Origin of the sequence: Clostridium boliviensis (assembly GCF_033342255.1) — a bacterium.
In the GTDB taxonomy this organism is placed as follows: Bacteria; Bacillota; Clostridia; order Lachnospirales; family Lachnospiraceae; genus Lacrimispora; species Lacrimispora boliviensis.
Genome location: NZ_JAWONS010000064.1, coordinates 1 through 26,803, shown reverse-complemented (window position 1 = coordinate 26,803; position 26,803 = coordinate 1). Strand labels below are relative to the sequence as shown.

General features: G+C 40.9%; 25 protein-coding genes and 1 pseudogene. 14 read left to right on the top strand and 12 right to left on the bottom strand.

Annotated elements, in window-relative coordinates; all coding sequences use genetic code 11:
- Nucleotides 1-32 precede the first annotated feature (32 nt).
- The 3 genes from RZO55_RS02910 to RZO55_RS02900 are packed head-to-tail and all read left to right on the top strand — an operon-like array spanning nucleotide 33 to nucleotide 3,809.
- Complete coding sequence (locus tag RZO55_RS02910) at nucleotides 33-1,409, top strand: PTS transporter subunit EIIC (RefSeq protein ID WP_318062794.1); 1,377 nt, start codon at nucleotides 33-35, stop codon at nucleotides 1,407-1,409.
- 45 nt (nucleotides 1,410-1,454) lie between these two features.
- Entirely contained in the window at nucleotides 1,455-3,257 is a 1,803-nt protein-coding gene (uidA, locus tag RZO55_RS02905) for a beta-glucuronidase (protein WP_318062793.1), read from the top strand.
- 21 nt (nucleotides 3,258-3,278) lie between these two features.
- Complete coding sequence (locus RZO55_RS02900) at nucleotides 3,279-3,809, top strand: PTS sugar transporter subunit IIA (RefSeq protein WP_318062792.1); 531 nt, start codon at nucleotides 3,279-3,281, stop codon at nucleotides 3,807-3,809.
- Between the two features lie 596 nt (nucleotides 3,810-4,405).
- Here the strand turns inward: RZO55_RS02900 and RZO55_RS02895 are convergent.
- Complete coding sequence (locus RZO55_RS02895) at nucleotides 4,406-5,107, bottom strand: FadR/GntR family transcriptional regulator (protein ID WP_318062791.1); 702 nt, start codon at nucleotides 5,105-5,107, stop codon at nucleotides 4,406-4,408.
- A 182-nt stretch (nucleotides 5,108-5,289) separates the two neighbouring features.
- On the opposite strand from RZO55_RS02895, the gene hypB reads away from it, so the two are divergent.
- Genes hypB through RZO55_RS02880 form a run of 3 tightly spaced genes read left to right on the top strand, consistent with a single transcriptional unit; the run spans nucleotide 5,290 to nucleotide 9,044 of the window.
- Entirely contained in the window at nucleotides 5,290-5,958 is a 669-nt protein-coding gene (gene hypB / locus RZO55_RS02890) for a hydrogenase nickel incorporation protein HypB (protein ID WP_318062790.1), read from the top strand.
- 33 nt (nucleotides 5,959-5,991) lie between these two features.
- Nucleotides 5,992-8,682 carry an FAD-dependent oxidoreductase gene (locus RZO55_RS02885; protein ID WP_439100016.1) on the top strand — a complete coding sequence of 897 codons (2,691 nt, stop codon included), beginning with the start codon at nucleotides 5,992-5,994 and terminating at the stop codon, nucleotides 8,680-8,682.
- A gap of 20 nt (nucleotides 8,683-8,702) precedes the next feature.
- On the top strand, nucleotides 8,703-9,044 hold the full coding sequence (locus RZO55_RS02880; protein WP_318062789.1) for a hydrogenase maturation nickel metallochaperone HypA/HybF: 342 nt from the start codon (nucleotides 8,703-8,705) through the stop codon (nucleotides 9,042-9,044).
- Between the two features lie 112 nt (nucleotides 9,045-9,156).
- On the opposite strand, the gene RZO55_RS02875 is transcribed toward RZO55_RS02880, so the two are convergent.
- Entirely contained in the window at nucleotides 9,157-9,384 is a 228-nt protein-coding gene (locus tag RZO55_RS02875) for a hypothetical protein (protein ID WP_318062788.1), read from the bottom strand.
- A gap of 183 nt (nucleotides 9,385-9,567) precedes the next feature.
- Here RZO55_RS02875 and RZO55_RS02870 point away from each other — a divergent pair, with 183 nt between their 5' ends.
- From RZO55_RS02870 to RZO55_RS02855, 4 genes are all read left to right on the top strand, one after another.
- Complete coding sequence (locus tag RZO55_RS02870) at nucleotides 9,568-10,374, top strand: nitroreductase family protein (RefSeq protein WP_318062787.1); 807 nt, start codon at nucleotides 9,568-9,570, stop codon at nucleotides 10,372-10,374.
- 22 nt (nucleotides 10,375-10,396) lie between these two features.
- The gene (locus RZO55_RS02865) at nucleotides 10,397-10,975 is read left to right on the top strand and encodes a TetR/AcrR family transcriptional regulator (protein WP_318062786.1); all 579 of its coding nucleotides are present in this window, start codon (nucleotides 10,397-10,399) and stop codon (nucleotides 10,973-10,975) included.
- A 164-nt stretch (nucleotides 10,976-11,139) separates the two neighbouring features.
- The gene (locus RZO55_RS02860) at nucleotides 11,140-12,462 is read left to right on the top strand and encodes an AraC family transcriptional regulator (protein ID WP_318062785.1); all 1,323 of its coding nucleotides are present in this window, start codon (nucleotides 11,140-11,142) and stop codon (nucleotides 12,460-12,462) included.
- 89 nt (nucleotides 12,463-12,551) lie between these two features.
- Nucleotides 12,552-13,409, top strand: a complete 858-nt coding sequence (locus RZO55_RS02855) for an AraC family transcriptional regulator (RefSeq protein WP_318062784.1) — start codon at nucleotides 12,552-12,554, stop codon at nucleotides 13,407-13,409.
- Between the two features lie 63 nt (nucleotides 13,410-13,472).
- Here the strand turns inward: RZO55_RS02855 and RZO55_RS02850 are convergent, their stop codons facing one another.
- Both RZO55_RS02850 and RZO55_RS02845 read right to left on the bottom strand, forming a co-directional pair.
- Nucleotides 13,473-14,030, bottom strand: coding sequence for a GNAT family N-acetyltransferase (locus tag RZO55_RS02850; protein WP_318062783.1), 558 nt, complete (start codon nucleotides 14,028-14,030; stop codon nucleotides 13,473-13,475).
- Between the two features lie 48 nt (nucleotides 14,031-14,078).
- On the bottom strand, nucleotides 14,079-15,746 hold the full coding sequence (locus RZO55_RS02845; RefSeq protein WP_318062782.1) for a DUF2207 domain-containing protein: 1,668 nt from the start codon (nucleotides 15,744-15,746) through the stop codon (nucleotides 14,079-14,081).
- A gap of 638 nt (nucleotides 15,747-16,384) precedes the next feature.
- On the opposite strand from RZO55_RS02845, the gene RZO55_RS02840 reads away from it, so the two are divergent.
- The 4 genes from RZO55_RS02840 (at nucleotide 16,385) to RZO55_RS02825 (ending at nucleotide 19,440) form a co-directional block, all read left to right on the top strand.
- Nucleotides 16,385-16,849, top strand: a complete 465-nt coding sequence (locus RZO55_RS02840; RefSeq protein WP_318062781.1) for a hypothetical protein — start codon at nucleotides 16,385-16,387, stop codon at nucleotides 16,847-16,849.
- Between the two features lie 105 nt (nucleotides 16,850-16,954).
- Nucleotides 16,955-17,725, top strand: a complete 771-nt coding sequence (locus tag RZO55_RS02835) for a hypothetical protein (protein ID WP_318062780.1) — start codon at nucleotides 16,955-16,957, stop codon at nucleotides 17,723-17,725.
- A gap of 256 nt (nucleotides 17,726-17,981) precedes the next feature.
- Nucleotides 17,982-18,896, top strand: a complete 915-nt coding sequence (locus RZO55_RS02830) for a non-reducing end alpha-L-arabinofuranosidase family hydrolase (RefSeq protein ID WP_318062779.1) — start codon at nucleotides 17,982-17,984, stop codon at nucleotides 18,894-18,896.
- 202 nt (nucleotides 18,897-19,098) lie between these two features.
- On the top strand, nucleotides 19,099-19,440 hold the full coding sequence (locus RZO55_RS02825; protein ID WP_318062778.1) for a four-helix bundle copper-binding protein: 342 nt from the start codon (nucleotides 19,099-19,101) through the stop codon (nucleotides 19,438-19,440).
- A gap of 60 nt (nucleotides 19,441-19,500) precedes the next feature.
- On the opposite strand, the gene RZO55_RS02820 is transcribed toward RZO55_RS02825, so the two are convergent.
- The 8 genes and pseudogenes from RZO55_RS02820 to RZO55_RS02785 form a co-directional block, all read right to left on the bottom strand.
- Nucleotides 19,501-20,424 (bottom strand): ATP-dependent DNA ligase, encoded by a 924-nt coding sequence (locus RZO55_RS02820; RefSeq protein ID WP_318062777.1) that lies wholly within the window; start codon nucleotides 20,422-20,424, stop codon nucleotides 19,501-19,503.
- A complete protein-coding gene (ku, locus tag RZO55_RS02815) occupies nucleotides 20,424-21,200 on the bottom strand; it encodes a non-homologous end joining protein Ku (RefSeq protein WP_318062776.1) in 777 nt (258 codons plus the stop codon). The genes RZO55_RS02820 and ku overlap by 1 nt, the downstream gene beginning before the upstream one ends.
- A gap of 15 nt (nucleotides 21,201-21,215) precedes the next feature.
- Entirely contained in the window at nucleotides 21,216-22,721 is a 1,506-nt protein-coding gene (locus RZO55_RS02810; RefSeq protein WP_318062775.1) for a TrkH family potassium uptake protein, read from the bottom strand.
- Nucleotides 22,722-22,725: 4 nt separating this feature from the next.
- A complete protein-coding gene (locus RZO55_RS02805; RefSeq protein WP_318062774.1) occupies nucleotides 22,726-23,391 on the bottom strand; it encodes a potassium channel family protein in 666 nt (221 codons plus the stop codon).
- Nucleotides 23,391-23,858, bottom strand: a complete 468-nt coding sequence (locus RZO55_RS02800) for a potassium channel family protein (RefSeq protein WP_318062773.1) — start codon at nucleotides 23,856-23,858, stop codon at nucleotides 23,391-23,393. The genes RZO55_RS02805 and RZO55_RS02800 overlap by 1 nt, the downstream gene beginning before the upstream one ends.
- 2 nt (nucleotides 23,859-23,860) lie before the next feature.
- Nucleotides 23,861-24,256: a hypothetical protein gene (locus tag RZO55_RS02795; RefSeq protein WP_318062772.1), complete on the bottom strand. Its 396-nt coding sequence runs from the start codon at nucleotides 24,254-24,256 to the stop codon at nucleotides 23,861-23,863.
- A 158-nt stretch (nucleotides 24,257-24,414) separates the two neighbouring features.
- Nucleotides 24,415-25,113 (bottom strand): response regulator, encoded by a 699-nt coding sequence (locus RZO55_RS02790; RefSeq protein WP_318062771.1) that lies wholly within the window; start codon nucleotides 25,111-25,113, stop codon nucleotides 24,415-24,417.
- Nucleotides 25,097-26,593 (bottom strand): annotated as a pseudogene (locus tag RZO55_RS02785) (DUF4118 domain-containing protein). The gene RZO55_RS02790 and the pseudogene RZO55_RS02785 overlap by 17 nt, the downstream one beginning before the upstream one ends.
- Nucleotides 26,594-26,803: the final 210 nt, after the last annotated feature.

Here is a 26,803-nt window from a genome sequence, read left to right as displayed (position 1 = left end):
TTGATAAAAAAATTTTTAGGGAGGTATTAAAAATGGCGGATTATTCAAAATTAGCCAAAGATATTGTTGAACATGTTGGTGGGGAAGAAAATATTAATTCCTTAACTCATTGTATCACACGTCTTCGTTTTAAATTGAAAGACGAAAGCAAGGCAGATACGGAAATACTGAAAAATATGCAGGGCGTTATTAAGGTAATGCAGGCAGCCGGTCAGTATCAGGTTGTAATTGGTAGTGATGTTGAAGATGTTTATGACCAGATTTTACTTCAGACTTCAATTGGGGACAAAAATCAGAGTGTATCCCCAGAGACAGACAATTCTGCTTCCGGCAACCAAAAAAGCAGTGTTTTAGAAAAAATGACGGATCTTATTTCTGGTATATTTATGCCGTTTATGGGAGCATTTGTCGGCGCAGGACTTTTAAAAGGATTTTTGGTATTATTCACGACTCTGTCCCTGCTTGATAAAACTTCTACCACTTATACGATACTTTATGCTGCATCAGACGGAATCTTCTATTTCCTGCCTGTATTTCTGGCATATTGTGCAGCACAGAAATTTGGCGCAAAAGCATTTATCTCTATGGCTATTGCCTGTGCCATGTGTTATCCTTCCATGACGGCTCTTTTCGGCGATAAGGAAGCCGTTGTTACATTTTTCTCAATTCCTGTAAAACTGATTAGCTATCCAAGTTCTGTACTGCCCATACTTATAACTGTTTATGCGCAGTCAAAATTGGAAAAAGTGCTGACGAAAGTAATTCCTAAGCTTCTGCAGAGTATTGTAATTCCACTGGTGGATTTTGCAATTGTTTTCCCTCTCGCTTTGATTGTGATCGGACCGGTTACAGATATCGTGAGCAGAGGAATTGCCGGAGGTATTCAGGCAGTATTTGCTTTTTCTCCAGCAATAGCAGGATTTGCTATGGGCGCGTTATGGCCGCTGTTTATCGTATTTGGTTTACACTGGGGATTTTTGCCTATTATTTTGAACAACTATTCCGTATTAGGATACGATTATATCTCACCGACCACATTTGGTGCCAACTTTGGTATTGCTGCAGCATGTCTGGCAGTATTTCTGAAAACAAGAAATAAAGATATGAAGTTAGTATCCGGTTCCGCTTTCATCTCAGCCCTGATTGGTGGTGTAACTGAACCAGGTATCTACGGTGTTTTAATGAAAAACCGTAAAATATTTATTGGCATGGCTGTAATTAACGGACTCAGTGGTATTATTGCGGCTGTTGCAGGCTGTATCCGTACCGCTCAGGTTCCAGTCAACCTTTTAACGATTCCGGCCCTTTTTGCTATGGCAGGTCCAGCTATCGTTATTTCAATTACGTTCTCTTTTGTCGTAGTATTTCTGGTTACTTATTTCTTTACGTATAAAAACGATGTACAATAGAAGATGTACTAAATGACAATATATAAAATAACAGGAGAGTGAAAGATGCTGAATTTTTCAGAATTGTATCCATGCAGCAACCAGGCAAGAATGGCGCACACGCTGGATGGTATGTGGAAATTCCGGTTTGATCCGGAGGAAAAAGGACTGCAGGAGGGCTGGCAGCATAAGCTGCCAGACCCCATCTCCATGCCGGTTCCCGCCAGTTTTTCAGATTTCTTTACAACAAAAGAGGAGAGGGATTTCTGCGGAGACTTCTGGTATGAGACGGAAGTATTTGTGCCGCGGGAATGGGAGAAACAGGAGTTGGAAATCCGTTTTGGAAGTATTACCCACCGTGCCTGGGTTTATTGCAATGGAAATCTGGCAGCAACACATGAGGGCGGTTTTTTGCCTGTAGCTGCCACAGTGACGGATCTTGTAAGATTTGGCGAGGTAAATACATTTATCGTAAAGGCCAATAACGAATTAAATGAAGAAAGTCTTCCATGTGGGGCGACCGTGGTGCTCAGTGATGGAAGGAAACTGGCCAAGCCTTATTTTGATTTTTTCAATTACTCCGGTATTCAGAGAAGCGTATGGCTTGTCTCAAAACCGAAGGAATCCATTGTGGATTTCAGTGTGGATTATGAATTAAACGGAGAAGATGCAGTTGTTCATTATCAGATTGCGACAAATGGAGATCATCAGGTTTCCTTTGAACTATTTGATGAGGATAAGCAGCTGGCGGCTAAAAGTACGGGCAATCAGGGCAGTGTAACTGTTTCCAAAGCCCATCTGTGGAACGTAGGCAAAGCATATCTTTATCAGGCAGTCATGCGAATCTGGGATGGAGAAACGCTGATTGACGAATATTCTTCTAAAATCGGTATCCGTACTGTAAAAACAGAAGGAAAAGAAATTCAGATTAACGGAAAAGCTGTTTATCTGAAAGGATTTGGTAAACATGAAGATTTTGAAGTGATTGGAAGAGGTTTCAACTGGGGGGTATTAAAGAGAGACTTTGAATGCATGAAATGGATTGGTGCCAATTGTTTTCGTACCAGTCATTACCCATATGCTGAAGAGTGGTATCAGTTTGCAGATGAAGAAGGCTTTTTGATTATTGATGAGGTTCCTGCTGTAGGTATGATGAGATCTACCAGAAACTTTGCAGATGCAGGAACAGGTAAGTTTACAAGATTCTTTGAAACACCTACCGTACCTAATTTGTTAAAGGCCCATCTTCAGGCAGTGGAAGAGATGATTGTAAGGGATAAAAACCATCCCAGTGTAATTGCCTGGAGTCTGTTTAATGAACCGGAAACGACCAGCGACCAGTCGAAAGAGTATTTTACCAGGATTTTTGATGCTGCAAGAGTTTTGGATCCCCAGAAACGTCCGTTGACCGGAGCGTTTGAGAAAAATAGCCAGCCGGAAATCTGTCAGTGTTATCAGCTTTGTGATTTTATCTGTTTAAACCGGTATTACGGGTGGTATATTAAAGGAGGACCAGAGCTTGTTGATGCAAGGGAAGCCTTCTTAATTGAGATGAATAAGTGGAAAGATAAGAATTTGAATATTCCGTTTGTATTCACTGAGTTTGGTACGGATACCATGGCTGCAGAACATAAACTTCCAAGTATTATGTGGAGCCAGGAGTATCAGGACGAATATCTGGATATGAATTTTGAAATATTTGATCAGTTTGATTTTATACAAGGTGAATTGGTTTGGAATTTTGCTGATTTCCAGACAACAGAGGGAATCATGCGTGTAAATGGTAATAAAAAAGGAATTTTCAACCGGGTAAGGCAGCCCAAAAGCGCTGCTTTTCTATTAAAGAAACGTTGGGAATCTTTGGACTAAGTATGTAAAGGACTGAATAGAATGGGAATATTAGATAATTTATTTGGTAATAAAGAGAAAAAAGAATTAGATGCTCCTGCAGTTAAGAGTATAACCTGTGAGCCAAAAACAGTTTACAGCCCTTTAAAAGGAACTGTAATTCCGCTTTCCAAGGTAAGCGATCCTGTGTTTGCAGAAGAAGTTATGGGGCCAGGTGTGGGTATAGAACCGGAAGATGGAAAACTTTATGCTCCAGTTGATGGAGAAATCGTATCTGTATTTCCTACCGGACATGCAATTGGTATGAAAACCGAAGATGGAATGGAGATTTTACTTCATATCGGGATCGATACAGTGCAGTTGGAAGGTGAAGGTTTTCATGCTGTAGTAAAGCAGGAGGATCATGTGAAGGCAGGGGAGCTGCTGGTAGAATTCGACTGTGCTAAGATTAAAGAGAAAGGCTATCAGACAACCACTATGGTGCTGATACCCAATGCAGCCGTATTAGGCACTATGAGCGAGCCTCATATGGGTACGGTAAAACCTCTGGAACCGCTGTTTAATTTTCAGTAATCATTTCAGGGGAGTAATAACAGATATAGATAATACATTTTAATCGTGGGCAGTTGCCCACGATTTTTTTGCATATTATTCTATCTTTCTTATAGCAGACCTGCAGTTTAGATCCATGAAACAGTGGCTGGAAGGAGCTGCGTTCACTACTTGTCTGATTTCTGCATAATGTATAGTGTACTCTAATTAAGAAAGGAGTGGGATTTATGTGTTGTTGTAATCGCTGCTGTTATAGATATTATTATAGAAATGATCGTGATGAAAATCGCGAATGGTGCGAAAGACGATTTAGAGAAGCTTACCGGAATGGCTACAGAGACTGCAGAGCAAACCGCCGTCGTGTAGTGGTATCAGATGATGATTTTAACAATAACCTTAATGATAACTTTAGCGATAACTTTAGAGACAATTTAAATGATAATTTTAACGATAACTTAAACGATAACTTTAACGATAATTTAAGCGATAACTTCAGTAATAATTTTAGCAATAACATTATCATTGTGGTTGTTGACAGTTTTAATAATAATACAGTTTAAGATTTAATAAAAGGCAGGCAACCGTTTTTTAACGGTCCTGCCTTTCCTGCAAAGTATTTAATAGATCTGATGACCGCCTTCTAAAGCTTCATTCAGCTGTTTGTCAGTGCATCTTCTTGCTGCCCCGGCATCCCGTTCTTTGATACATTTGTATAAACAAAGTACACTGTCGTAAAGAGCTTCTTTCCCGTATCGGAGACAAAAACGTTTCCAAAGCTGAGTTACAACAGGTTTAAAGGATATGTAGATTAAAGGTATAATACTGTTTCCGCTTATAACAGATAGCTTATGATGAAATGAAAAGGTGGCAAGAACTGTATCATCAATAGTTTTTGCAGCAGCAACCTCTTCTAACAATCCTTCCAGACCAAGAATTTCTTCGTTTGCTGCATTCTTAATGATCGAATCAGTTGCCAGATGCTCCAATGCCCGGCGTACTTCAATAATTGAGTAAATATCTGACTGCCCAAGCGTATCTCCGTGATATTCCATAATTGCATTTAATGTATTGATGTTTCCGTTTTTCCCGTAATTAGCTACAAATACTCCCTGTCTTGGAAGAACCTCCAGAAAACCCTGTTTTTCAAGTTCAGCAAACCCGCTGTTAACCACTGCCCGGCTGACCTGCATCTGCTTTGCTATCTCCCTCTCGGAAGGTAATTTGCCTCCAACCGGGATTTTACCGGATAAAATCATGTCACGGATCTGACGGATAAACATTTCTTTTAAGCTTAATGAGCTTAGTTTCTGAAATTCCATGTTTCCCCCTTTACTCTGGTTTTGGTCATACCAGAGATTGATACTATTCTATCATATAATCTTACCAAAATTCAACAAATAATTATGTGATAATGACAATTATTTTTTGCATTATTGCCAGTGCACAGAGAATATTTTATAATATTGATTAAGAAGTGTAGGAAAAGAAAGGAGCACAGCACATGAAAGATTTTAAAGTTCTTGAGATAAAAACAAGTGTCTTTGCTGACAACAACATACAGGCGGGAAAGCTTCGTGAAGAATTAAAGGAAAAGAAGGTATTTCTTCTTAATCTGATGTCCAGTCCTGGTTCTGGTAAGACCACTACTTTGGTCCGTACGATTCATGCTTTAAAGGATGAACTGAGGATCGGCGTTATGGAAGCGGATATTGATTCTGATGTGGATGCACAGACAATCAGACAGACAGGTGCAAAAGCAATCCAGCTTCATACAGGCGGTATGTGTCATCTGGATGCGGAAATGACCCGTCAGGGTTTGGAAGGGCTTGACCCGGCAGGACTTGACCTGGTAATTCTGGAGAATGTAGGTAACCTGGTCTGCCCGGCAGAATTTGATACCGGTGCTGTAAAAAATGCTATGATTCTCTCCGTACCGGAAGGCGATGATAAGCCTTTAAAATATCCGCTGATGTTTTCAATCTGTGATGTGGTACTAATTAACAAAATGGACGTATTGCCGTATTTTAACTTTGATCTGGAAAAATGTAAAGCGAATATCCGTCTGCGTAATCCAAACGCGGTTATTATACCCATCAGCGCACTGAAAGAAGAAGGCATAGAAGAATGGACCGACTGGCTGGGAAATGCAGTAAAATCCTGGTGTGAATAACAACAGCGCGTAACACGCGCGGGAAAGGGAATTATGAGTGAATTAAGACCTAAAATAGTAAAGCTGGCAAAAATGGTAGGCGGTATTGCAGGAGTAATGAATAAAATTGATGAAAATTCTCCCGAATACTACTCACTGGACTGTGTTGTAACAGATGATATGGCGGATATTGCCATGATTATCGGACTGCGCAAACCCCGTACCTTGGAATATGTGGCAAAACGCTCTGGAAAGAGTAAGAAAGAGACAAAGGAACTTTTAGAGCAGCTGGCATATACCGGGGTGGTTAAAGTATGGAAGGATAAGGAAGACCATAAAGAACGGTTTTTTGTGAACATATTTGCACCCGGCATGCTGGAAATGATGGTGAACAACCGGGAACAGCTGAATGCACATCCGGAAATCGGAAAAGCCTTTGAAGAATATACCAGGCTGCGACTTGCACCTATGGCTGCCAAATTCCCCCAGGGTATGGCAATGATGCGTGTTATTCCGGTAGAAGAGGCCATAAAGGATATTCCTGGAACAAAGCCCTGGGAACGTCTTTCCTACTATCTGGATAAGTATGATACATTCTCAGTATCTGACTGCTCCTGCCGCCAGTCACGCCGTGTTATTGACGAAGGCTGCGGTCATCTGGAACATGAAATCTGTATCCAGATGGGAGAAGGTGCTGAATATTATATAAAAACAGGCAGAGGCCGCCAGATCACACGGGAAGAGGCGAAGGAACTGATTAAATTTGCAGAGAATAACGGCCTGATGCATGAAATGCCCCATACCGACGGACTTGGCGAATCGGCGGCTATCTGTAACTGCTGCGGCTGTTCCTGCTTTTCCCTGCGCCTCGCGACTCTGTTTAATACTCCGGATTCCATACGTTCCAACTATACTGCAAGAGTTAACAAGGATAACTGTGTGGCCTGCGGTCAGTGTGTGGAAAACTGTCCAGTAAATGCGTTAAAGCTGGGACAAAAGCTCTGTTCTAAAACACCTGTTACCATAAAGGCAGAACCTACCGCCCGCGACCATGTCTGGAAAGAAAGTAACTGGAATGTGGATTACCGCGAGAACCGGAAAGATGTATCAGAAGAAGGCACATCACCATGTAAAACAGCCTGTCCTGCCCATATTTCCGTACAGGGATACATAAAGCTTGCGGCTTCCGGCCGTTACCGTGAAGCATTGGAACTGATTAAGAAAGAAAATCCATTCCCTGCTGTCTGTGGGCGGATCTGTCCCCACGCCTGTGAAAGTGAATGTACCCGTGGAGATATTGATGATCCGGTTTCTATTGATGAAATCAAAAAATTTATTGCGGATAAAGAACTGGATGAATCTGTCCGCTTCACCCCGCCTATGCGGTATCACCTTGGAAATAAAATCGCTGTGATAGGTTCTGGTCCGTCCGGTCTTTCCTGTGCCTATTATCTGGCAATAGACGGTTATCAGGTAACTGTATTTGAAAAAGAAGAGAAGCTGGGCGGTATGCTCACCCTTGGAATTCCCTCCTTCCGCCTGGAAAAAGAGGTTCTCAATGCAGAAATTGATGTTCTGCGGGAGATGGGGGTTACGTTTAAAACCGGAATTGAAGTTGGAAAGGATATCACCCTTAACAAGCTCCGTGAGGAAGGATATGAAGCTTTTTATCTGGCTATCGGAGCACAGGGCGGCAGAAGTCTTGGCATAGAGGGGGAAGAAGCAAAAGGAGTGATCTCAGGCGTTGATTTCCTTCGTAATGTGAACCTTGATCGAAAGGCAGAGCTTTCCGGTAATGTAGTTGTAATCGGTGGTGGAAATGTAGCAATTGATGTTGCCCGTACGGCTGCAAGACAGGGGGAAGCTGCGATTGATCTTTACTGTCTGGAGAGTCTTCGTGAGATGCCGGCTCTACCGGAAGAGATTGCAGAGGCTGAGGAAGATAACGTTTCCTTTCATAATGGCTGGGGTCCCAAACGTATTCTGACGGAAGACGGAAAGGTGACCGGTGTGGAATTTAAACGCTGCACCAGCGTATTTGATGCAGAGCATCGATTTAAACCTATGTATGATGAAAATGATACGATCATAGTGAAAGCCGATTTTGTATTGCTTTCCATTGGTCAGTCCATAGAATGGGGCGGACTTCTTACAGAAAGCAGGGTGGAACTTGAACGCAGCGGTACTGCCAAAGCTGACAGTCTGACCTTACAGACTAAAGAGCCGGATGTATTTGTGGGCGGCGACTGTTTTACCGGTCCTAAATTTGCAATCCATGCCATTGCATCCGGAAAAGAAGGCGCAATTTCCATTCATCGTTATGTGCAGCCAGGACAGTCTCTTGTATACGGCCGTGACCGCCGTGAATACCATGCTTTTGATAAGAACAATATTGCCATCGGCATACAGGATTTTGATACCACTCCCCGCCAGAGGCCAGGCCATTCTCCTGAGAAAAAAGGTACCTTTAGGGATGAACGAATGACATTTACGGAAGAGCAGCTAAAGAAAGAGACGGAGCGCTGTCTTGGATGCGGTACGGTAGAAATCGACAGTTATAAGTGCATTGGATGCGGTTTGTGTACCACCAAATGTAAATTTGATGCAATCAGTCTGGAACGCACCTATGACACCGTTCCCAATACCTATGAGAAGCTTCCTGTCAAAATTGCCGCCAATGCAATTGTACGTACCGGAAAAATTGCTGCCACCACTCTCAAGGAAAGTGTCGTCAAAAAAAGCTGAAGAGAAGAGGAGAGGTAACAATGCATGAGCTTGGTGTACTAAACTCCATGGTTCACACCATTGAGCGTATCGTAAAAGAGCAGAATGTGACAGAGGTCAGCAAACTTGTAATTGAGGTTGGTGAGCTTTCCGGAATGGTTCCCAGATATCTGGAGCAAAGCTGGCCGGCTGCTTCCTATAAGACCTTTATGGAAAAAACCCAGCTGGAGCTTATCGTTATTCCGGGAATTGTTAAATGTAAAGAATGCGGCAGGGTATTTAATGCCGTCTATAGTGATTTATGCTGTCCCGAATGCGGCAGCAGGGCTATGGAAATTTTAGAGGGTGATGACATGATAATTAAAGAAATCGTGTGCTGCTAAGAACTGACTTACCATTAAATGAAATTCATGAGTAAAAAAACAGACATTTTCTATTATGAGAATTTACCTGACATGGTAATACATTTAGAAAATGTCTGTTTTTTTATTTAGATTATGTCCATTCCTGAAAGCTGTAATAGCCTTTTTGCTGTATTTGCATTTCTGATTGTGACACTATTATATGCAGACTTACCCACAATCTTTGACCATCTGTTTTAGAAAATGTTTTTATGGGTGCCGACCAGAATATTACCTGTCCGTAATAACTCACCTGTTCATATTCCTCTTTGGGGATTCCCACCTTATCGATGATCTCTTCTGCAGTGGCGATTAAAATCATAAGCAAATAAGATTGATAAAAATATCATAGCATATATAAATAAAATTACCATGATAAAATAGTTACCAAATCGTTTTATACTCTTACTTGACTAATCATTCTAAAAAAGATATACTTAGGATAAATTTAGAACGATTGTTCTAAAATTTGCAAAATTAAAAATTACATAAGGAGCATAATAAAATGGGTCTGATAACTGTAAATGAAGAAAGCTGTATTAAATGCGGGCTATGTGCAGAAGAATGTCCGAAAGCAATTATAAAACTGGAGCCATCTGGTCCTGTAGAAGTGAATGGTGAAGGGTGCATTGCCTGTGGTCATTGTGTCGCTATTTGTCCGAAGGAAGCCCTGGACAATGTGAAATCACCGCTTGCAGAGCAAACAAAGATAGGAGATATGCCAAAACTAACCCCACAGGAAGCAAAGCATTTCATCCGGACCCGTCGTTCAATTCGTTCCTACAAGGATCAACCGGTAGAAAGAGAAAAGCTGCTGCAGCTGGTTGAGGTTGCCAATTTAGCGCCGACTGCCAGTAATACACAAGGGATCTCTTACTTGATTATTGACAATAAGAAAAAGATTGAAGCGGTAGTAGAGGAATATGTGAACTGGGTTGAAAATCATGAAATCTATGGTAAATTTCTGAATGGAATAACAAAGGGATACAGAGAGAATAAAGTGGATACAATTTTAAGAGGTGCGCCCAGTATCATTCTGGCATTGGCGGATAAAAATTTTTCCCATGGCAGAGAAAATTCCATTTTCTCATTGACTTATCTTGAATTATTTGCACCGTCTCTTGATCTGGGGTCCTGTTGGGCCGGATTATTAGAAATTTGTGCACGCAGTGAAGGTTCACCCATGCTTAAGCTCTTAAATATACCGGAGGATAAGCAGATAACAGGATGCGTTATGGTAGGATATCCTAAGTATAGCTACAAACGCTTTACAGAAAGACAGCCGTTATCTGTCTCATTTTATAATGAATAGATAAGCAGCAGGAGGTTAATAAATGGGTCGGAATAAGGAGTTTGAAGAAGAAACTGTTCTCCGGAAAGCGATGGAGTTGTTTTGGAAACAGGGATATGAAAAAACTTCTATGAGCGATTTGGTAGAGTACATGGGAATCCATAGGAAAAGTCTGTATGATACTTTTGGGGATAAGCATACGCTGTATCTGAAAACCATAGATTACTATACTGTAAGTATCTCGGAGAGATTAAAGACTGTTATCTTACAGGCAGATACTGCAAGTAAGGGAATAAAAGATATTTTTGCTTTTATGATTAATGGCACAAATGAGAGACCATGGGGGTGCTTTCTGGTAAATGCTGCAACTGAGCTGGCTCTTTGGGATAAAGAGGTGGAAGAGAAGATAGAAGCAGTATTTACTCAAACAGAGAAACTTATGGGGGAACAGGTCAGAAAAGGACAGGAGTCAGGTGAATTCAAGCGGGATTTAAACGCGGAGGTATTGGGAGAAATTCTGCACTGTACATTGCTAGGGATACGTGTATATGCAAGAACTTCAATGAACAAGGAAAAATTAAATCGTTTAGCTGATAATTTCTTACAATTATTAAAAATATAAGATGAAAAAATGCTCCCTTCTGGGCAGTCAGGTGAAATAAATACCTGATACTTTAGAAGGGAGCATTTTAATGTTATTATTGATACATAATTGGAAAAAAAGTCGGATTTCTCATAACTCCATATGATATACTGATATTGTCTTAAGACGAAAGGACGTAACCTATGAATTATTATGAATGTATGCAAGAATCCATTAATTATATTGAAAATAAAATATATGAAGAAATTGATTTAAATGAAGCTGCGGATCGTGCATTTATGTCATTATCCAATTATTACAGGCTGTTTTTCGCCATTGTCGGTTGTAATGTAAAAGAGTACATCCGTTTAAGGCGGATTCATCTGGCGGCACAGGAGCTGTTATCCAATGACTGCAGTATACTGGATACAGCTGTCAAATATGGCTTTACCAGTGCGGATTCCTTCTCGCGTGCATTCAAAAAAGCAACAGGATTACTACCAAGTATTTTCAGAAAGCAAGACAGACAATATATGTTTGAGAGGGTTGATATAATGGAAAAATATTTTGAAATTCAGGACCTGGAACTGTCAGAAAAATATCCCGATATAAAAGTACTGAAAGAAACCGCTCCCTTTTATGGAGCTGCGTTTCGGGCAGAGAGTAAAACGCCGGAAAATGATGCTTTCATTGGTCTGAAAGCGTGGTTTGATAAAAATGAAATTGGAAACATTATGCCGGATTACCGCGTGTATGGTTATGATATTCCAAACTCGGCAAAAGATGATGGTACATATGGATATGAAGTAGTAGTAACGATACCCGATGATTTTCAAGTCAGGGGAGAGGGGGTAGTAAAAAAGCATTTTGAAGGAGGTCTGTACGCTGTGACAGAAACAACAGTCGGTGAGATCGTAAAGGCATGGCAGAGATTTATATCCTGGCTGGATATCAGCCGGTATGAGATGGGAGCGCATCAGTGCCTGGAAGAACATGAGGTAGAAAGTGGTTTTCTTAACCGGAATTTTGAGGAACCGGAAAATATCAGGATCAATCTCTATATGCCTGTAGTGAAAAGAAACCAGACTGAATATGGTAAAGTGATAGTAGACCCTGTTCGTGTGGCATATTATCGGGAATACGGAAGCGATAGCGAACAGACGGCCCATAATGTCTGGAAAGTAATGCTTAACTGGGCAGAGAAGAATAAACTTGATTGCAGTAAATGCAAAATATATATGTACAATCATGGATTTGCAAAAGTAAAAGATTTCTGGTTTGAAATCATGATCACACTTGATTTTGCATTTCAGGATAATCTGATTAAGGAAAAGATATTTAAAGGCGGAAAATATCTGACGTATGATACAAGTCTCAGTCAACTGGTATCTAGCTGGATGAAAGTAAATCAGTATGTATCTGCCAATAAGATAGCAAGTGGAAATCATCAATGGGTGGAAGTATGGAAGTTAAACAATTGGAGATTTCCTGAAAAGGGGATAATGATAATGTATCCTCTTGTATAGATTGGGTATCTGATTCCGACTATAACAATCGCGATTAATCGGGTGTATGTAAAGCGGTCCTGTTATACTTATCTCAGAAAGGAGGCAGGATGGACTATTTAAAAGAAATGAATCATGCTCTTGACTATATTGAAAGCAATTTGGATGGAGAAATTGATTACTCCACGGTGGCAAAGCTGGCTTGTTGCTCAATGAGCTGTTTTCAACGAATGTTTTCGTATATTGCTGACATACACTTGTCAGAATATATACGGCGGAGACGAATGACATTAGCTGCGTTTGAATTGCTAAACAGCGATGTTAAAGTCATTGACCTTGCTGTTAAATATGGCTATGAATCCCCGGATTCTTTTTCCCGGGCATTTCAAAATGTTCATGGAGTTATTCCCTCTGCTGCACGCAAAGCTGGGAAGTCTTTAAAAGCTTATCCTCGTATCTCCTTTCATATTTCGTTGAAAGGAGATACTGAGATGAATTACAGGATTAAGAAAAAGGAAGCATTTAAAATTGTGGGTATGAAAAAGCATTTTCATGCACCGGAGGATGATCCGGGGGCTGTGGACAAATTCTGGAGGGAAGTGTTTGAAAATGGGACCTATGAAGAGTTACTTGCTTTATCTGATGGTGATCCGAAAGGAGTTCATGGTTTCATTGATGTGATAAATGAGGAGGATGTAGATTATACCATTGCATGTGTTACTGAGAAAGAGCCACCAGAGGGCATGGACTGCTTTATAATCAGGGAATCGACCTGGGCTGTTTTTGAGATTGAGGGTCCGGTGAATCGTGCTGTGGAAGATGCCTGGAAACGGATTTTTAGTGAGTGGCTGCCAACCTCTGGATACCAGTACGCTGAGACGGTGGATATTGAGTGCTTTCCAAATCAGGGGAACAGAGGTGCAGACGATTTCAGGTTTGAGATATGGATTCCGGTTAAAAAAGAGTAAATTCATATATATAACGGTTGCCGCCAAATAGACCAACAGGTTCTGGCGGCAACCGTTTTGTCATCAGCTTATATACCATTCATCTCTTAGGATACCATAACTAACAGAATCATAATATGTATGATCAACAATTCTTGCTTTTCTGTATACAGCTTCTTTTTTAAATCCCAATTTTTCTGCCAATCCCATCATCCTTAAATTTCCAGACCAGGTTGACAGACCAAGTCTGATAAGTTTTGGGTTTTCAGCAAAAATTTCATCGATCCACATTTTCAGGCATGTATATCCGATACCGTTTCCCCAATAATTTTCATTAAATATTACAATTCCAACTTCCATCCACAGGGTTTCTTCCGATTTCCAATACCAATTAACCGAACCGATTATTTCGTCAGTATCTTTATTAGCTATTATCTTTTTGTTTTCCAGGACATTTATTTCCCCTTTTAATAATCGTTCTTTAAGATCTTCAACATACCTTTTTAATTCCTCTTCATTCTTTTTCCCATAATATGGCCCGTTAAATTTATGGAATTCACGAGATGGATGATTCCAATACAAGTAATCATCTAAATCCTTAATCTTTAATTCTCTTAAAACTATATTCATTTGTTCCATCATGAAATCCTCCATATATTTAAAAAATTTATATAGGAGAAGCAGCCTGGATTACCGGCTGCCGCCCCCGCCTCCACCTGAAAAACCGCCTCCTCCAACAGAACCAGCAAAGCCTCCGGTACCATCTATATTTGCCTTTGGCGCGGCAGCACTGGAGATATGGTTGGTCATAGTCATTAAATATATCATACTGTAAGGGGTGCAACCGTACATGCCTGAGAAGGAGTTAAAATGTTCCGGATCAAGGGTTTTCATGCTTTTCAGTACTTCCTCGCCGATATGAAACAGGGTTGCAAATACAAGATAATCTCCCCATAGCGATCTTTCAGAAGCTTTGTCTGTACTTTGGCTGCGCATATCAAGGAGGTATTTCTGAAATCCAAGCATTCTGACAGCCTGTTCAAAACCGGAAGTAGTGAAACGGATGGTACCTTTCGTGTCGGCTGCTGCTGCATTTGATTGAATTAATTCATTATTTCCCTCTGTTTTCACGTTTTCTGTCCATGCAGTGAGTTTCTCTGTTATTTTTTTCGATTGCTTTTCCAGATCGGAGGTCCTGAGAATGTGTTTTTCATCTGCATAGCCGTATAAGAGTGAGTACAGTGAATATTCCGTTCCGGACCCCGCTGGTTTGTCCGGACCAAATACGATTGCCTCCTCTTTTTCCGCTTTTTTATCTGCTTGTTTATGATCGCGCATTTCCATGCGGATATATCCAGCCTCCTGCCAGCGGATAAGATATGCACCCATAAGGTTTTCATAGGAAACCCCTTTACGCAGCAGTATCATCGTGGAATATGCAGCGGGAATGCTTCCTCCAAAAGGGACCGACCAGTTTATGGCGATTTTTTTCTTTCCCGGAAGCCGCACAGTTGTTCCGTCTGCCAGTTTGTAGCGGGCATAAAAAAAGGTAATAAGAAGAATGATAAGAAGAATGAACGCCGCTAAAACAACAAGAATAATAGTTATGACCGTTTGCTGGTTAGTGTTAACAGCAGAATTCTGTAATTCTTCAAAGGACATGCCGGCTGCAGAAGCCGAGGGGAACATGCTTCGGTCAAAGCGGCAGAGCACATTTACATATTCACTGTTTTTCAAGGCATCGGTGGATACCGCAGTCAGACTGCCATCATTTTTAATCGCCGTCTCACCGGTAAAACCATATGCCCAGATGCGGGCATTGTCAGCGGTCAGCTGCGTATCTGCCAACCGGATCTTGACAGAAGCGGACCCTGGAGCACTGGAAAGCTCTGATAAAAACTGATGGTAAAATCCAGCGTAGTCACCGTAATCTTTTACCAATCCATCAAGTGTATATTGTATGGTATATTGATGATCTCCATAATTTCCAATACCCCAGCAGAGTTCATATCCGCGGGAGGTCTTTAATATGCCGCAGGTACCGGACTTTTCGTCTCTGGAACGTTTGGTATCCCAGTTGTCCAGTGTCTTATATTGCTTACCGGACTCATCAGTTACATGAAGAGAATGAACGCCCATTCCTTTCATGTTATACAGCGCCTTGTAATATTCTGTGCCACTGGATACACCACTTACATCCCAGATTTCCGTTATAACTGCAGAACCATTATTCTGAAGCATGACATCAACGTTAATAGATGGTATTGCATCCTCTGCTGCTAATGTCTCAACTGTATTCAGAATGAAAAGTACTGCAAGAAGTGTAAAAAAAACAAAAAGCCTTTTTATTAATTTCATTATCTTCTCCATGTCTATATTTACTGTTTATAAGATACTATAAATATCTGTTGAGTAACGAACTGGCGGTGCGCTTATAGTGAGTATACCACATTTTTGACCGACATATCACTATCTATAAGCAAGCTTTGTATTTTTCAGGAGGTTATGGCTAAAACAAATATGGAAGGAAAAGAGAGGAATATAAAATGAATTTTGAATATGGAGTTATAAATGGTACAAGTCTAAAAAAATGTATGGCTACAGGGGATACAAATAAACGGCATTTCCGGGATTATTAAGCACTAAAGTACGAATTTTGGAACCTAACGTGTATAATTTTGGCACTTGGATTGAAAATTGCGAGAATAAGATTTAAACTTTAATAGCTAGCAAAATTATAGAATATTCTAAAGAAACCGTCAACTTAAGTATTATATTTTTTTTGGAGGGTAAAAGAATGAAATTGAGGAAAAGCTTATTTACAGTCGCATTTTCGGCAATTATGTTGCTGACTCCTGTAACTGCACATGCACAGGTTTATCAAGAGGCCAATTCAAATGAAACCATAGACTAGGCACAAGTTATTGTGCGAGATAACAAGACTGTTTATCAGTATGCTACAGGAGAGGCATACATAATAAATGGTTATTTAGATAATGTTGAAGATGTTGACTGGTTCTGGAACTTATTATGTAAAAGTATATAGCAGTACTTGGAATGGAAAACTTAATTATAGAATGTCTATCGGCGAACCAATATGTATGGGAAAGTCATATACTTATAAATTTGGAACCATAACCTTAGGGCCTTCTAATAGTAATTGGTCAGGTTTAGCTAATTTGTCTGCGGAAAAGTTACCCGTGAATGCAATTGTTCGAAATGTAGATTTATCTGGAGTAGTGCCCTCAGCTTATAAAAGTATGGCATTTTGTAACGAATTTGTTACATGGAGAGATGTAACTTTTAGTGGTTATAATACTCCTTGTACACAGCAGTATAAATTAAAGCAGACTTGGCAGATAAAATATGTTGGAAGTAGTAGAGATAGAAAGGTAAATCCGACATTAACGTTATATTATACATATCCACTAACTATGGAAAACAGTGCATATTGGAGGTGATGAGTCATAGCAGACATAAGAATTAATCCGGGACGTACTCAGCTACTCCAGGATTATATAACACATAACAAGCTTACAGAACAGGGAACAGCTCAAAGAGTTAAGATGGATAGAATCGAAATTTCTGAAAATGGCAAAAAAAGTATATCACAGGCTGAAAAAGTAGCTAATAGAAGAAAAATAGATATGGCTGATGGAGCCGTGGGTTTCGATAATAATTCCAGGGTTTTCATTCTTCCGGATGGGAGCAGGATATCAGCTGATGATGTTTCGTCTGAAATCGGTGAAGACGAATATGTTACAATTCGGGCAAATGACAATAAACTTATGCTAGAGCCAGGGAATTACTATCGGCTTGTTGATGAAAATGGGGAAATAACAACTCTTAGTTGCGCCAAATATGGTTTAAGTTCCTCCTCTTTCTCCCAATATATACTAAATGGAACACCCATGGTTAATAAAGATTCTTCCAAAGTTGAACTGCTTGCATCTCTTGCAGATAATGCAAATACAGTAGGTGTAGCATTGTTCTACCAAAATGACTGGGTAATGAATACATTAAAAGATTATGGGTTTACCCCTGGAAAGGTATCAATACACATAAACGGAGGCAATTGTGGAGATTTTTACCTTGGACATAATGACCAGCTTTATACTGTTCCTGAAACACAGTCGCGGATTGAAGCAATTAACCTCACAAATCATTTGGAATACGGTGCACCAAAAGGGTCCGTATGGAGAATTGATGGAAAAGAATATCCAATGAATGAAAATGGATATTTTAACATTCCTCTTGACGTAATGTGTGAGCCGGGAAGTATGGAAATTGTGGATGCCCAAGGCAATCCGGTCATATTACATGATCCAGATGCTTAAAATCAATTTACCTATCCAGCATAACCGCCAAGGAGCTTGAATCATTCCCTGGCGGTTTTTAGGTGAGTCTCATGAATAGAATTGTCAGTATTCCTATAACACAAAGAGCCGCAGGTGTTCACACCTGCGGCTCTGGTTATTATTCGGGGAGCATTTACTACACCCCATGCATATGATAGTAGGGGAGGCGGTAAAAAGCAGAAGAATCACCAAAGGGGAAAGGGCAGTAAAAAGATATAAAGGGAGAGAGTATTTTATGAAGAAGTTATTAAGTGCAACAGCAATTTCAAATCCCACCTGGTATGTGGGCGAGAGAGTCATTTATCATGGACAAGCAAGGCCTTACGATTATTACGGCGCAAAAGACCCTACCATTGTTTATTATGGAGGAAAGTATCATGTATTTTATACCGGAGCTAATCAAAGCGGCGGATGGCAGATGCTTTATACGTCAGCATCCTCAATATCAGGCCTGAAAAATGCCCCGCGTACCTATATGAGTTCCATCGGGGAAAGCTATTTTTGTGCACCACAGGTATTTTATTTTGAGCCGAAACGATTATGGTATCTGGTATATCAGGATGGAACCCATGGTGCAGCATATGCAACAACAACTAATATAGCGGATCCCAGATCCTGGTCAGGACCAAAGTCCTTTGGCATCTCAGGGAACCTGGGGTGGGATTACTATATAATTTGTGATGATTCTTACGCTTATATGTATAATACCCCAAGTGACAATTCTCATAGATTATATGTACGAAAAACTTCACTTTCCAGTTTCCCGTATGGCTGGGGTTCACCTTCCGTTGCCATATCAGATACCTTTGAGGGCGCAAATGTCTATAGATCCTTAGCAGATGGCAAATATTATCTTGCAATTGAAGATATGAAAGATGGCAGGTATTATGAATTATGGCAGTCCTACAGTGCCGGAGGTCCATGGAACAGAGTGGCTGAGAAGTGGGCATGGCGAGGCAACTTAAGCTACAATGCCGACAGATGGACGACCAATGTATCTCATGGAGAGTTTATACGTGCCGGCTATAATCAGAAGATGGAGATCAACGATATTAACCGGGTTGATTTTCTGATTCAGGGTACGAACAACTTATCAGGACCATATCAGCAGATTACCTGGGATTTAGGTATGATAAAAAATTATAGATAGGTTAGAAATACCATAAGCGTTACAATTGGTACAAGCTCACAGAAGTTCTGCTTGTGCTGACAGGGAATGCCCGGGGTTCAGATACCGGGTGTTCCCTGTTATGTTATTCTTAGTGGAAGCATCGCAGCCTCCAAATTATAAGTATTATTCGAAAGTATTTGTATATAATATAATTTTGATAAAATAATTGGAGGAAATAAATATGCTGACGATGGAAACAAAAAAGAATCAATCCTGTATTGACGCATGTGCAAAATGTTCTCAGGCTTGCTATGAATGCTTTCATGCCTGTCTGAATGAGCCGGATGTAAATCAAAGAAAGAATTGCATCAGTATGTTAATTGAATGTGCAATGATGTGTCAGATGTCCGTATCAATGATGTCAATGAACGGGCAATATTCCAATGAACACTGCGGAATGTGTGCAAAGATCTGCGAAAGCTGTGCAAACGAGTGCAGTATGTTTAAAGATCAGCACTGCAGAGATTGTGCGCAGATATGTGAGACATGTGCAAACGAGTGCAGGAAAATGTCTGCTATGTAAGCAATATGGTAAAAAAGCTGCCAGCCCCATGTGAAAGGGTGGCAGTTTTTTGTTTATATATTATATTTTACATTCTGCTGCTGACTTATCATCCCGGATTCCTTTAAAAACAGGTTGTCGGAAGCTGTCTTTTTCGGTTGGCATGGACTCAACAATGCAGACCAGTTCCGGTTCCAACCACACCGCATCCTGATTCCCTTCCGGAACATATCCAAATGGTGAATCTTCGATTACTTTATATTTGTGCTGGTTAAGAGTCCTCAGACTGACTCCAAGCGTAACATGACCCTTATATATCAGGGCTTCGTCGTCGTACTGTCCAAGTATCAGGCTTGTCATATTATTTTTCTTTTTGATATAACCACAGATTATGCAGTCATCTGTGGACAGAACTTTGCATTTGATCCAGTCTTTTGTCTTTCTGCCCTGCCAGTATAAGCTGTCTTTTCTTTTGGCAACAATTCCCTCCAGCCCTTTTTCCCTGACCAGCTGAAACAGCATGATTCCATTGGCTTCTACATATCTGGATACGGATATCAGATTGTTTTCCGTAACTGCATCCTCCAGGTACTTTTTCCGCTCCATGAGCGGAAGTCCGGTCAGATCCTTATCCTTGTAATATAGGATATCATAAGCAATAATACTGGCGGGATAACGGTCAGCAGCCAGTTTTATCTTGAACTGGTTGCTCATGAAAGCTCTTTTCTGTACTTCATAGAAGTCTGGTACCCCATTTTTCAGAACAAGTAACTCGTGGTCCAGAATACATGTTTCTTTTACCTGCTTATGAAGCTCTTCAAGCTCCGGAAAGAAGGGAATCATTCGTTTATTTCTTTTATTTCTCATTTCTGTCACATCGCTTAAGAATGAAATGCATCTTATTCCATCCCATTTTATTTCATATATATAATCAGGAGAATCAAAGGGATCTGTCATTTCTGTAATAAGCATGGGGCTTACATCTTTGCTGTCAAAAATATCCATTATGCCAGACCTTTGGTCCCTTTTGCCATTTCAACAGTTTTCTTCATTGCCTCCATCAGATCGATGATATTGTTCTGACCTTCTGTGTCCGCATTGACGATTTCTTTCCCGGCTATCTTTGTTTCAATTGCCTGGCGCAGCCGTTCCTGGTATTCATCGTGGTAGACTGCAGGGTCAAAGGTTGATGTCATGGAATCGATCATGGTTTTAGCCATTTCTACTTCTGGTTTTGAAACCTCTGGTTTGGTTACTGCAACCGGTACAGCCTGTATTTCTGCCTGATAGAACAGTGTTTTTGCGATGATCCCTTCCTTCGTAGGGTATAGTACAATTAAATTTTCCGTAGACCCTAATACGGTTTTTGCGATTCCCACCTTTTTTTGAGACAGCATTGCCTGACGCAGAAGCTCAAATGCCTTTTCAGCACCTGGTTCCGGTACGGCATAATAGTTTTTTTCGTAGAAAATCTGATCTACATCTGATAATTTTGCAAAATGCTCGATGTGAATCGTCTTATCTTTTTTTGTTTTGATTTTTTCTAGTTCGTCTTCCGTAAAAGTCACATATTTACCCTTTTCATATTCATAACCCTTAATAATCCCCTGAGAGTCCACCTCTTTGTTACAAGATGGGCATATTTTTTTGTATTTCACCCGCTCATGAGTATCTTTACATAGTTGATTAAAACTTACCGAAGTATCTTTTGTGGTTTTATATAATCCTACAGGAATATAAAGCATCCCTACACTAATTGCACTTTTATGAGCTACAGCCATAATAACGCCTCCTTTTTAGCTATTGTTTGACGTTATGGAAAAAATATGCATGCGTATCTTTTCAAATGACTGTTTTATCAAAGAACCTGCTGAGTAAAATCCGATAAATACAATAAAAATCTCAAGTCGTCCCAAAATCATTCCAAACATTTCTACCACCAGCGTTGCAGTATTTGTGTCAGGAGAGGTAATGCCAATGGATAAACCCACGGTGCCAAGAGCGGAGGCAAATTCAAACATGGCTTCTGTCAGCGAACAATCTGCCGTTTGTGTCAGTAACAAGGTGCCTGTTATATAGAGGACGAGATAGGTTGTAACAAAGCCGCTGGTATCCATGGTTAGTGTGGAGTCAATCACAGTTTTTCCCTGTGCTCTGAAATAATAAAGTGTTTCTACATTTCTCGGAGAGGACAGGCGCTTGCGTATATTATGCAGGGTGGACCGGATCATAAGATAAACACGGGTCAGTTTAAGACCGCCTGCTGTGGATCCGATTCCGCCTCCGATTAACATTGTCAGGATCAGCATGGCCACTGCCAGAGGCGGCCAGGAAGTGTAGCTCATACTGGAGTACCCTGTGGTCGAAAGAGCAGATGTAACATCAAACAAAGCACGGCGGATGCCTTCCCCTATGCTCATATTCATACCATTGATAAGTGAATATGCTATTATTGGTACAAAAACCAAAAGCAGTAGGAACATAAACCGTATTTCACTGACTTTAATAACTTGTCGCCACTTCCTTTTTGTTATAAGCAGTAGTACGGCAAAATTTGTTGTTCCTATTAACATCAGGACGATTGTAATAATATCAATAAAAATGCTGTTATATTCCCCGATGCTGTTCAGCCTGGTTGAAAAACCGCCAGTAGATAATGCGCACATTGTATGGTTTACCGCATCAAACAAATTCATTCCCACAATCACATAGGCAGCAGTACCAAAAATTAAAAATCCGTTATACATCAGACAAATCGTCTGAGCTGTCTTTTTTAAGTTGGGGAGGAGTTTATCCGGATGTCCCTCTGCATTATACAGATTCATGGATTGTTTATCCTGCACAAGCATTACCATCATCATCACGAACCCCAGACCTCCGCAAAATTGCATAAAGCTTCGGTGGAACAGATAGATATGGGGAGTAATTGTCACATCCATAGCGGAAAGACCGGTTGTTGTCCAGCCGCTGACTGCCTCAAAAAGTGCCTGAATGAATGTGAGCTGTCCGCCCAGTACGAATGGACCTGCACCGATAAAAACACCCCATCCCCATGCAAACATGACGGTAAGGCTGCTGCGCTGCATGGAAGTGCGCCACTCAAATGTGGATTCCTCCTTTTTTCTCATCAGACAAATGATACTTCCAAGAATTATGGAGCCAAGTGAAGGAAGCATAAACGGAACCATATAAATTGCATCCTGTGGATAGAAAGGGACAATCACCAGAGGGACAGCAACAAGCATACCGATCAGCAGCATGAGTTTTCCTATATTACTGCGATTATAAAATTTACGGGTCATATCATCACCTTCCTGTCAATTCCTGAATAGCGGCCATTTCCTGTTTGTCAGAGGAGATAAGAACAAGCATGTCTCCAGACAGAATACGGGTATCGCCTCTTGGGACCATGGTCGTATCTCCGCGGAGAATACATCCGACAATTACTTCCTTTGGAAGATTAATTTCCCATAGTTTTTTTCCAACAACCGGTGAAGTACCTGGTATGGGTACCTCGGCAATATTTACGCGTCCTTCCCCAATAGGAATTAATGTTGTTATTTTATCTACAAAAGCCTGCTGCTCAATAATGCTTGTTATTGCAGTAATGGCACAGACTACACTGTCTATCCCCATTTTATAAAAAAAGTCCGTTTTTTTGGGATCAGTTAAAAGAGCGACAGTTTTTTCTACGTGAAATTTTTTCTTGCATAATTGACAGATAACCAGATTATCCTCATCTTTTGCAGTCATCGCGATTGCTATATTTGCATCGCCTGCATTTGCGTCTTCTAAAACAAACGGCCTAGTTCCATCACCATTAATGACCGTAAGTTTGTCAATCTCAGACAGTTTAACGCAATCTTCATAGGAATCATTTATTACAGTTACATGATAGCCTTTGTTTATTAATGAGGCTGCAAGAGATTTTGCTTTGCTTCTCCCTCCAACCAATAAGACCTTTATTTTCATTATTCTACCTCCTGAATTGTATCCTTGTGTGTATCCCTTTTGGATAATATTTTATCAATTTCTTTTACTGATAAAATAGCTGGACATATAGTATCTATTCCGAATTCACTATAAACGAATTCTCTTTCCGGATCATACAGCCTTGCAATGACCCGCTCAATCTGAAAAACTTCCCGTGCAATCTGGGCTACAAGAATATTGGCGTTATCATTATTAGTAACAGCAACAACTGCAGTAGCATTGCTGATTTGCGCTTCCTGCAGAACATCTAAGTCTGTGGCGTCGCCATTTAAGGAGAGCCCGCCAAATGCTGGGGACAGCTTACGGAAGGCCTCCTTATTTTTGTCGATTATAAGTACATCTTCACCGCTGTCGGATAGAGTATTTGCCAGGTTGGCTCCTAATCTGCCGCAACCAATTATAATTGTGTATTTATCTTTTTTTTGTTTGTTAATTTCAATTTTCATATTTAATTCCTCCTACGGGCAGTACCTTGTGAGTCATATTTAATTTCACTGACACTGTGGGTATTAATTGTTTCATTCGAAATACAATCATTTTCATCAAAAGCACACCTGCCGTTTGAGAAAAACGTGCCGTAGCTTTCCAGATTCTGCCGTGCGGGCAGATAAGTGGGATCAAGTGCCCATGCAGCTCTGAAATGCTTCATAGCAGCGGGGTGATCCCCGGTTATTTCAAGCAGTATTCCGATCAGATTATGTGGCTGCGGGGCGTGAGGACAACTTCCCATAGCCTGGCAGATTATGTTTTCGCATGTCTGATAGTCCTGCTTACCGATCAGATCTCTTACTGTGTCACATAGTTTTGTAAGATTTTCTCTATTATTTAATTCATTATTTATCATTGATCCCTACCTCCTTGCAGATTTTTTATATAATGATCGTAACAAAAATGCTGTGAGTATGGCGTGAGAGACCGGTAATCCCTGTGAGGATGCTGTGAGGATGAAAAAAGACCACTCTGGGAAAATCAGAGTAGTCTCTCAAATAAAATAAGTTCCGTTTATACATCGGAAAGCCGGTATCCAACGCCGATCTCAGTCAGTATATATCGTGGTTTTGCCGGATTATTTTCTATTTTACGCCTTAGTCCTGCCATCAACTTCCGTAGAGCCTGGGTGTCTGTTCCATAACCCACTCCGTAAATTTCCCTGATTATATATTTGGTAGTCAGCACTTTTCCTATATTCCGGAAAAATAAAGATAGCAGGCTGTATTCCATGGGAGTTGTGTGAAGTTCATTGTCATCAAGGTATACTAAATGTTTGTCCAAATCAATCCGAAGTCCGCCTACGGCTAAATTAGTCTGGGACCGTATTGAGCCCGCTTTCTTTAAGTGACGGAGCGCTACCCGGATTCGTGCCATGAGCTCCATGGAAGAGAATGGCTTCGTAAGGTAATCATCCGCACCGCTGTCAAGTGCGCCTGCCTTTTCCTTATCCTGATCCCGTGCAGAAACAACAATGATCGGCATTTCTGACCATTCCCGGACTTTTTTAATTACTTCCATACCATCAAAATCAGGAAGTCCAAGGTCAAGAAGCATAAGATCAATTTGTTCTGTGACCAGTGTAGACAGGGCACCTTGTGCAGTTCCTGCAGTTATATAAGAGAAACCTTCCTGCTTTAATGAATAGCAGATAAAGTTCCGTATCTGTGAGTCATCTTCAACAATCAGAATTTGCTCATTCCGGTTCAGCATGTGTGATTTCCTCCTTTGGCAATTTAAATATAAATTCCGCACCGGTTCCTCCCGGGCGGTTATGACCCTCAATCATTCCTTCATGGGCACTGATAATGGCTTCGCATATGGGAAGCCCCAGTCCGACACTTCGCTGGGCATCCGCCTTTCCAGAGTGAGTGGTATAAAACATCTGAAAGATATTGGGCAGATCCGATGCCGCAATTCATCCGGAATCAGCAACTGAAAATACAGCCAGATTGTCTTCCTGACTGACTGTTATCTTTATCTCGCTGTCAGGTGGCGTATGCTTGATGGCATTATCTAATAAATTAATCAAAACCTGTTCAATCAATTTTGCATCCATTGGAATCAGCAGAACCTCATCTGGAACGGCGACTGTGATCTCGTATCCCGGATGGCGTTTTAAAATATGTCTGACTGCTCCGCCGACGACTTCCTCTGCAGCCTCCAGTTGTTTGGTGATTGTAAGCCTTCCATCCTGCAAACGGGTGAGACTCAGTATATTTTCAACCAGTGAATGAAGCCAGTCTGCATCCTTATGGATGCCTTCTGCCAGTTCATATCTTGGGTCTGTTAATTCCGTCATATCCATAAGCATCTCCGACGTGCCCATGATACCGGATAAAGGTGTGCGCAGATCATGGGAGATTGCGCGCAACAGGTTGCTGCGGTAACGTTCCTGTATAGTCTCTTCTCTGGATTCCTGCTGCTGCCTGGCACTTCGGTACCGGTCCATGGCAAGAGCTGTACTTTCTATCATAGAGCGCAGCAGGCGCTTTTGAGGTTCGCCCATGGAAGCAGCACTTGATTTCGGAATTCTAAGCAGCCCTAATATAGATTCTCTGCCATAGATGGGCCAGTCGTAAAATTCCCCGCTTACAACATAACCGCCCCTGAGCCCCTCGATCCGGTGCTTCAGCTCAGAGGGATCGTCGATTTTTCTGCGTACCTGCTGATGGGCACTTAGCTGTTGAATAAAACTGGTCTGGGGCTGTCCATTTTCGTCAAAGCATAAACAGGCAGCACGGCAATTCATGATTCCGCTGATGGTTTCCGTAGTTATGCCTGCAATATCAGAGATATCGGCAGCATCTGTTAACCGGTTGGTGAGCTGAAAGAGTGCACTTGTTTCCGCCTGCTTTTCCTGAGATTCCAAAGCATTTTGTTTTACTTTTGAAGTAAGAGCGCTGGTAATAATTGCTGTAATTGTCATAATACCAAATGTAATGAAATAAGAAGGATCGTTTACAGAAAGTGTATAGAAAGGGTCTGTAAAAAAATAGTTAAAAGCGCAGGTGGCTGCAACGGACCCCACAATCCCGTAAACACTTCCCCTTGTAAAACGGGCGGTCAGGAGTATAGAAAGGAGATAAACAATGACGATGTTTGTTTCCGGAAAACCAATGATTAAGAAGATCCAGCCAATTCCGGTTGCCGCGGTTATGATCAGGGCTGTCGTCAATGCACATCTTATCATTTCACTTAAATCATAATTTTTCAGGGATTTCAAGACCGCTGCCTCCGCTATAAAAGATTTTTGGTGTAGTAATGGCGTTTTCCTGTCACTGGGTAGTTTTCCAATACAAAGATTTCTTTGTATCCATGTTTTTATTATTATGTGAGCATATCATATTTAGGGGAAGGATTCTACTGTTTTTGTGCAGTTATTAATCCACAATCATGGTAT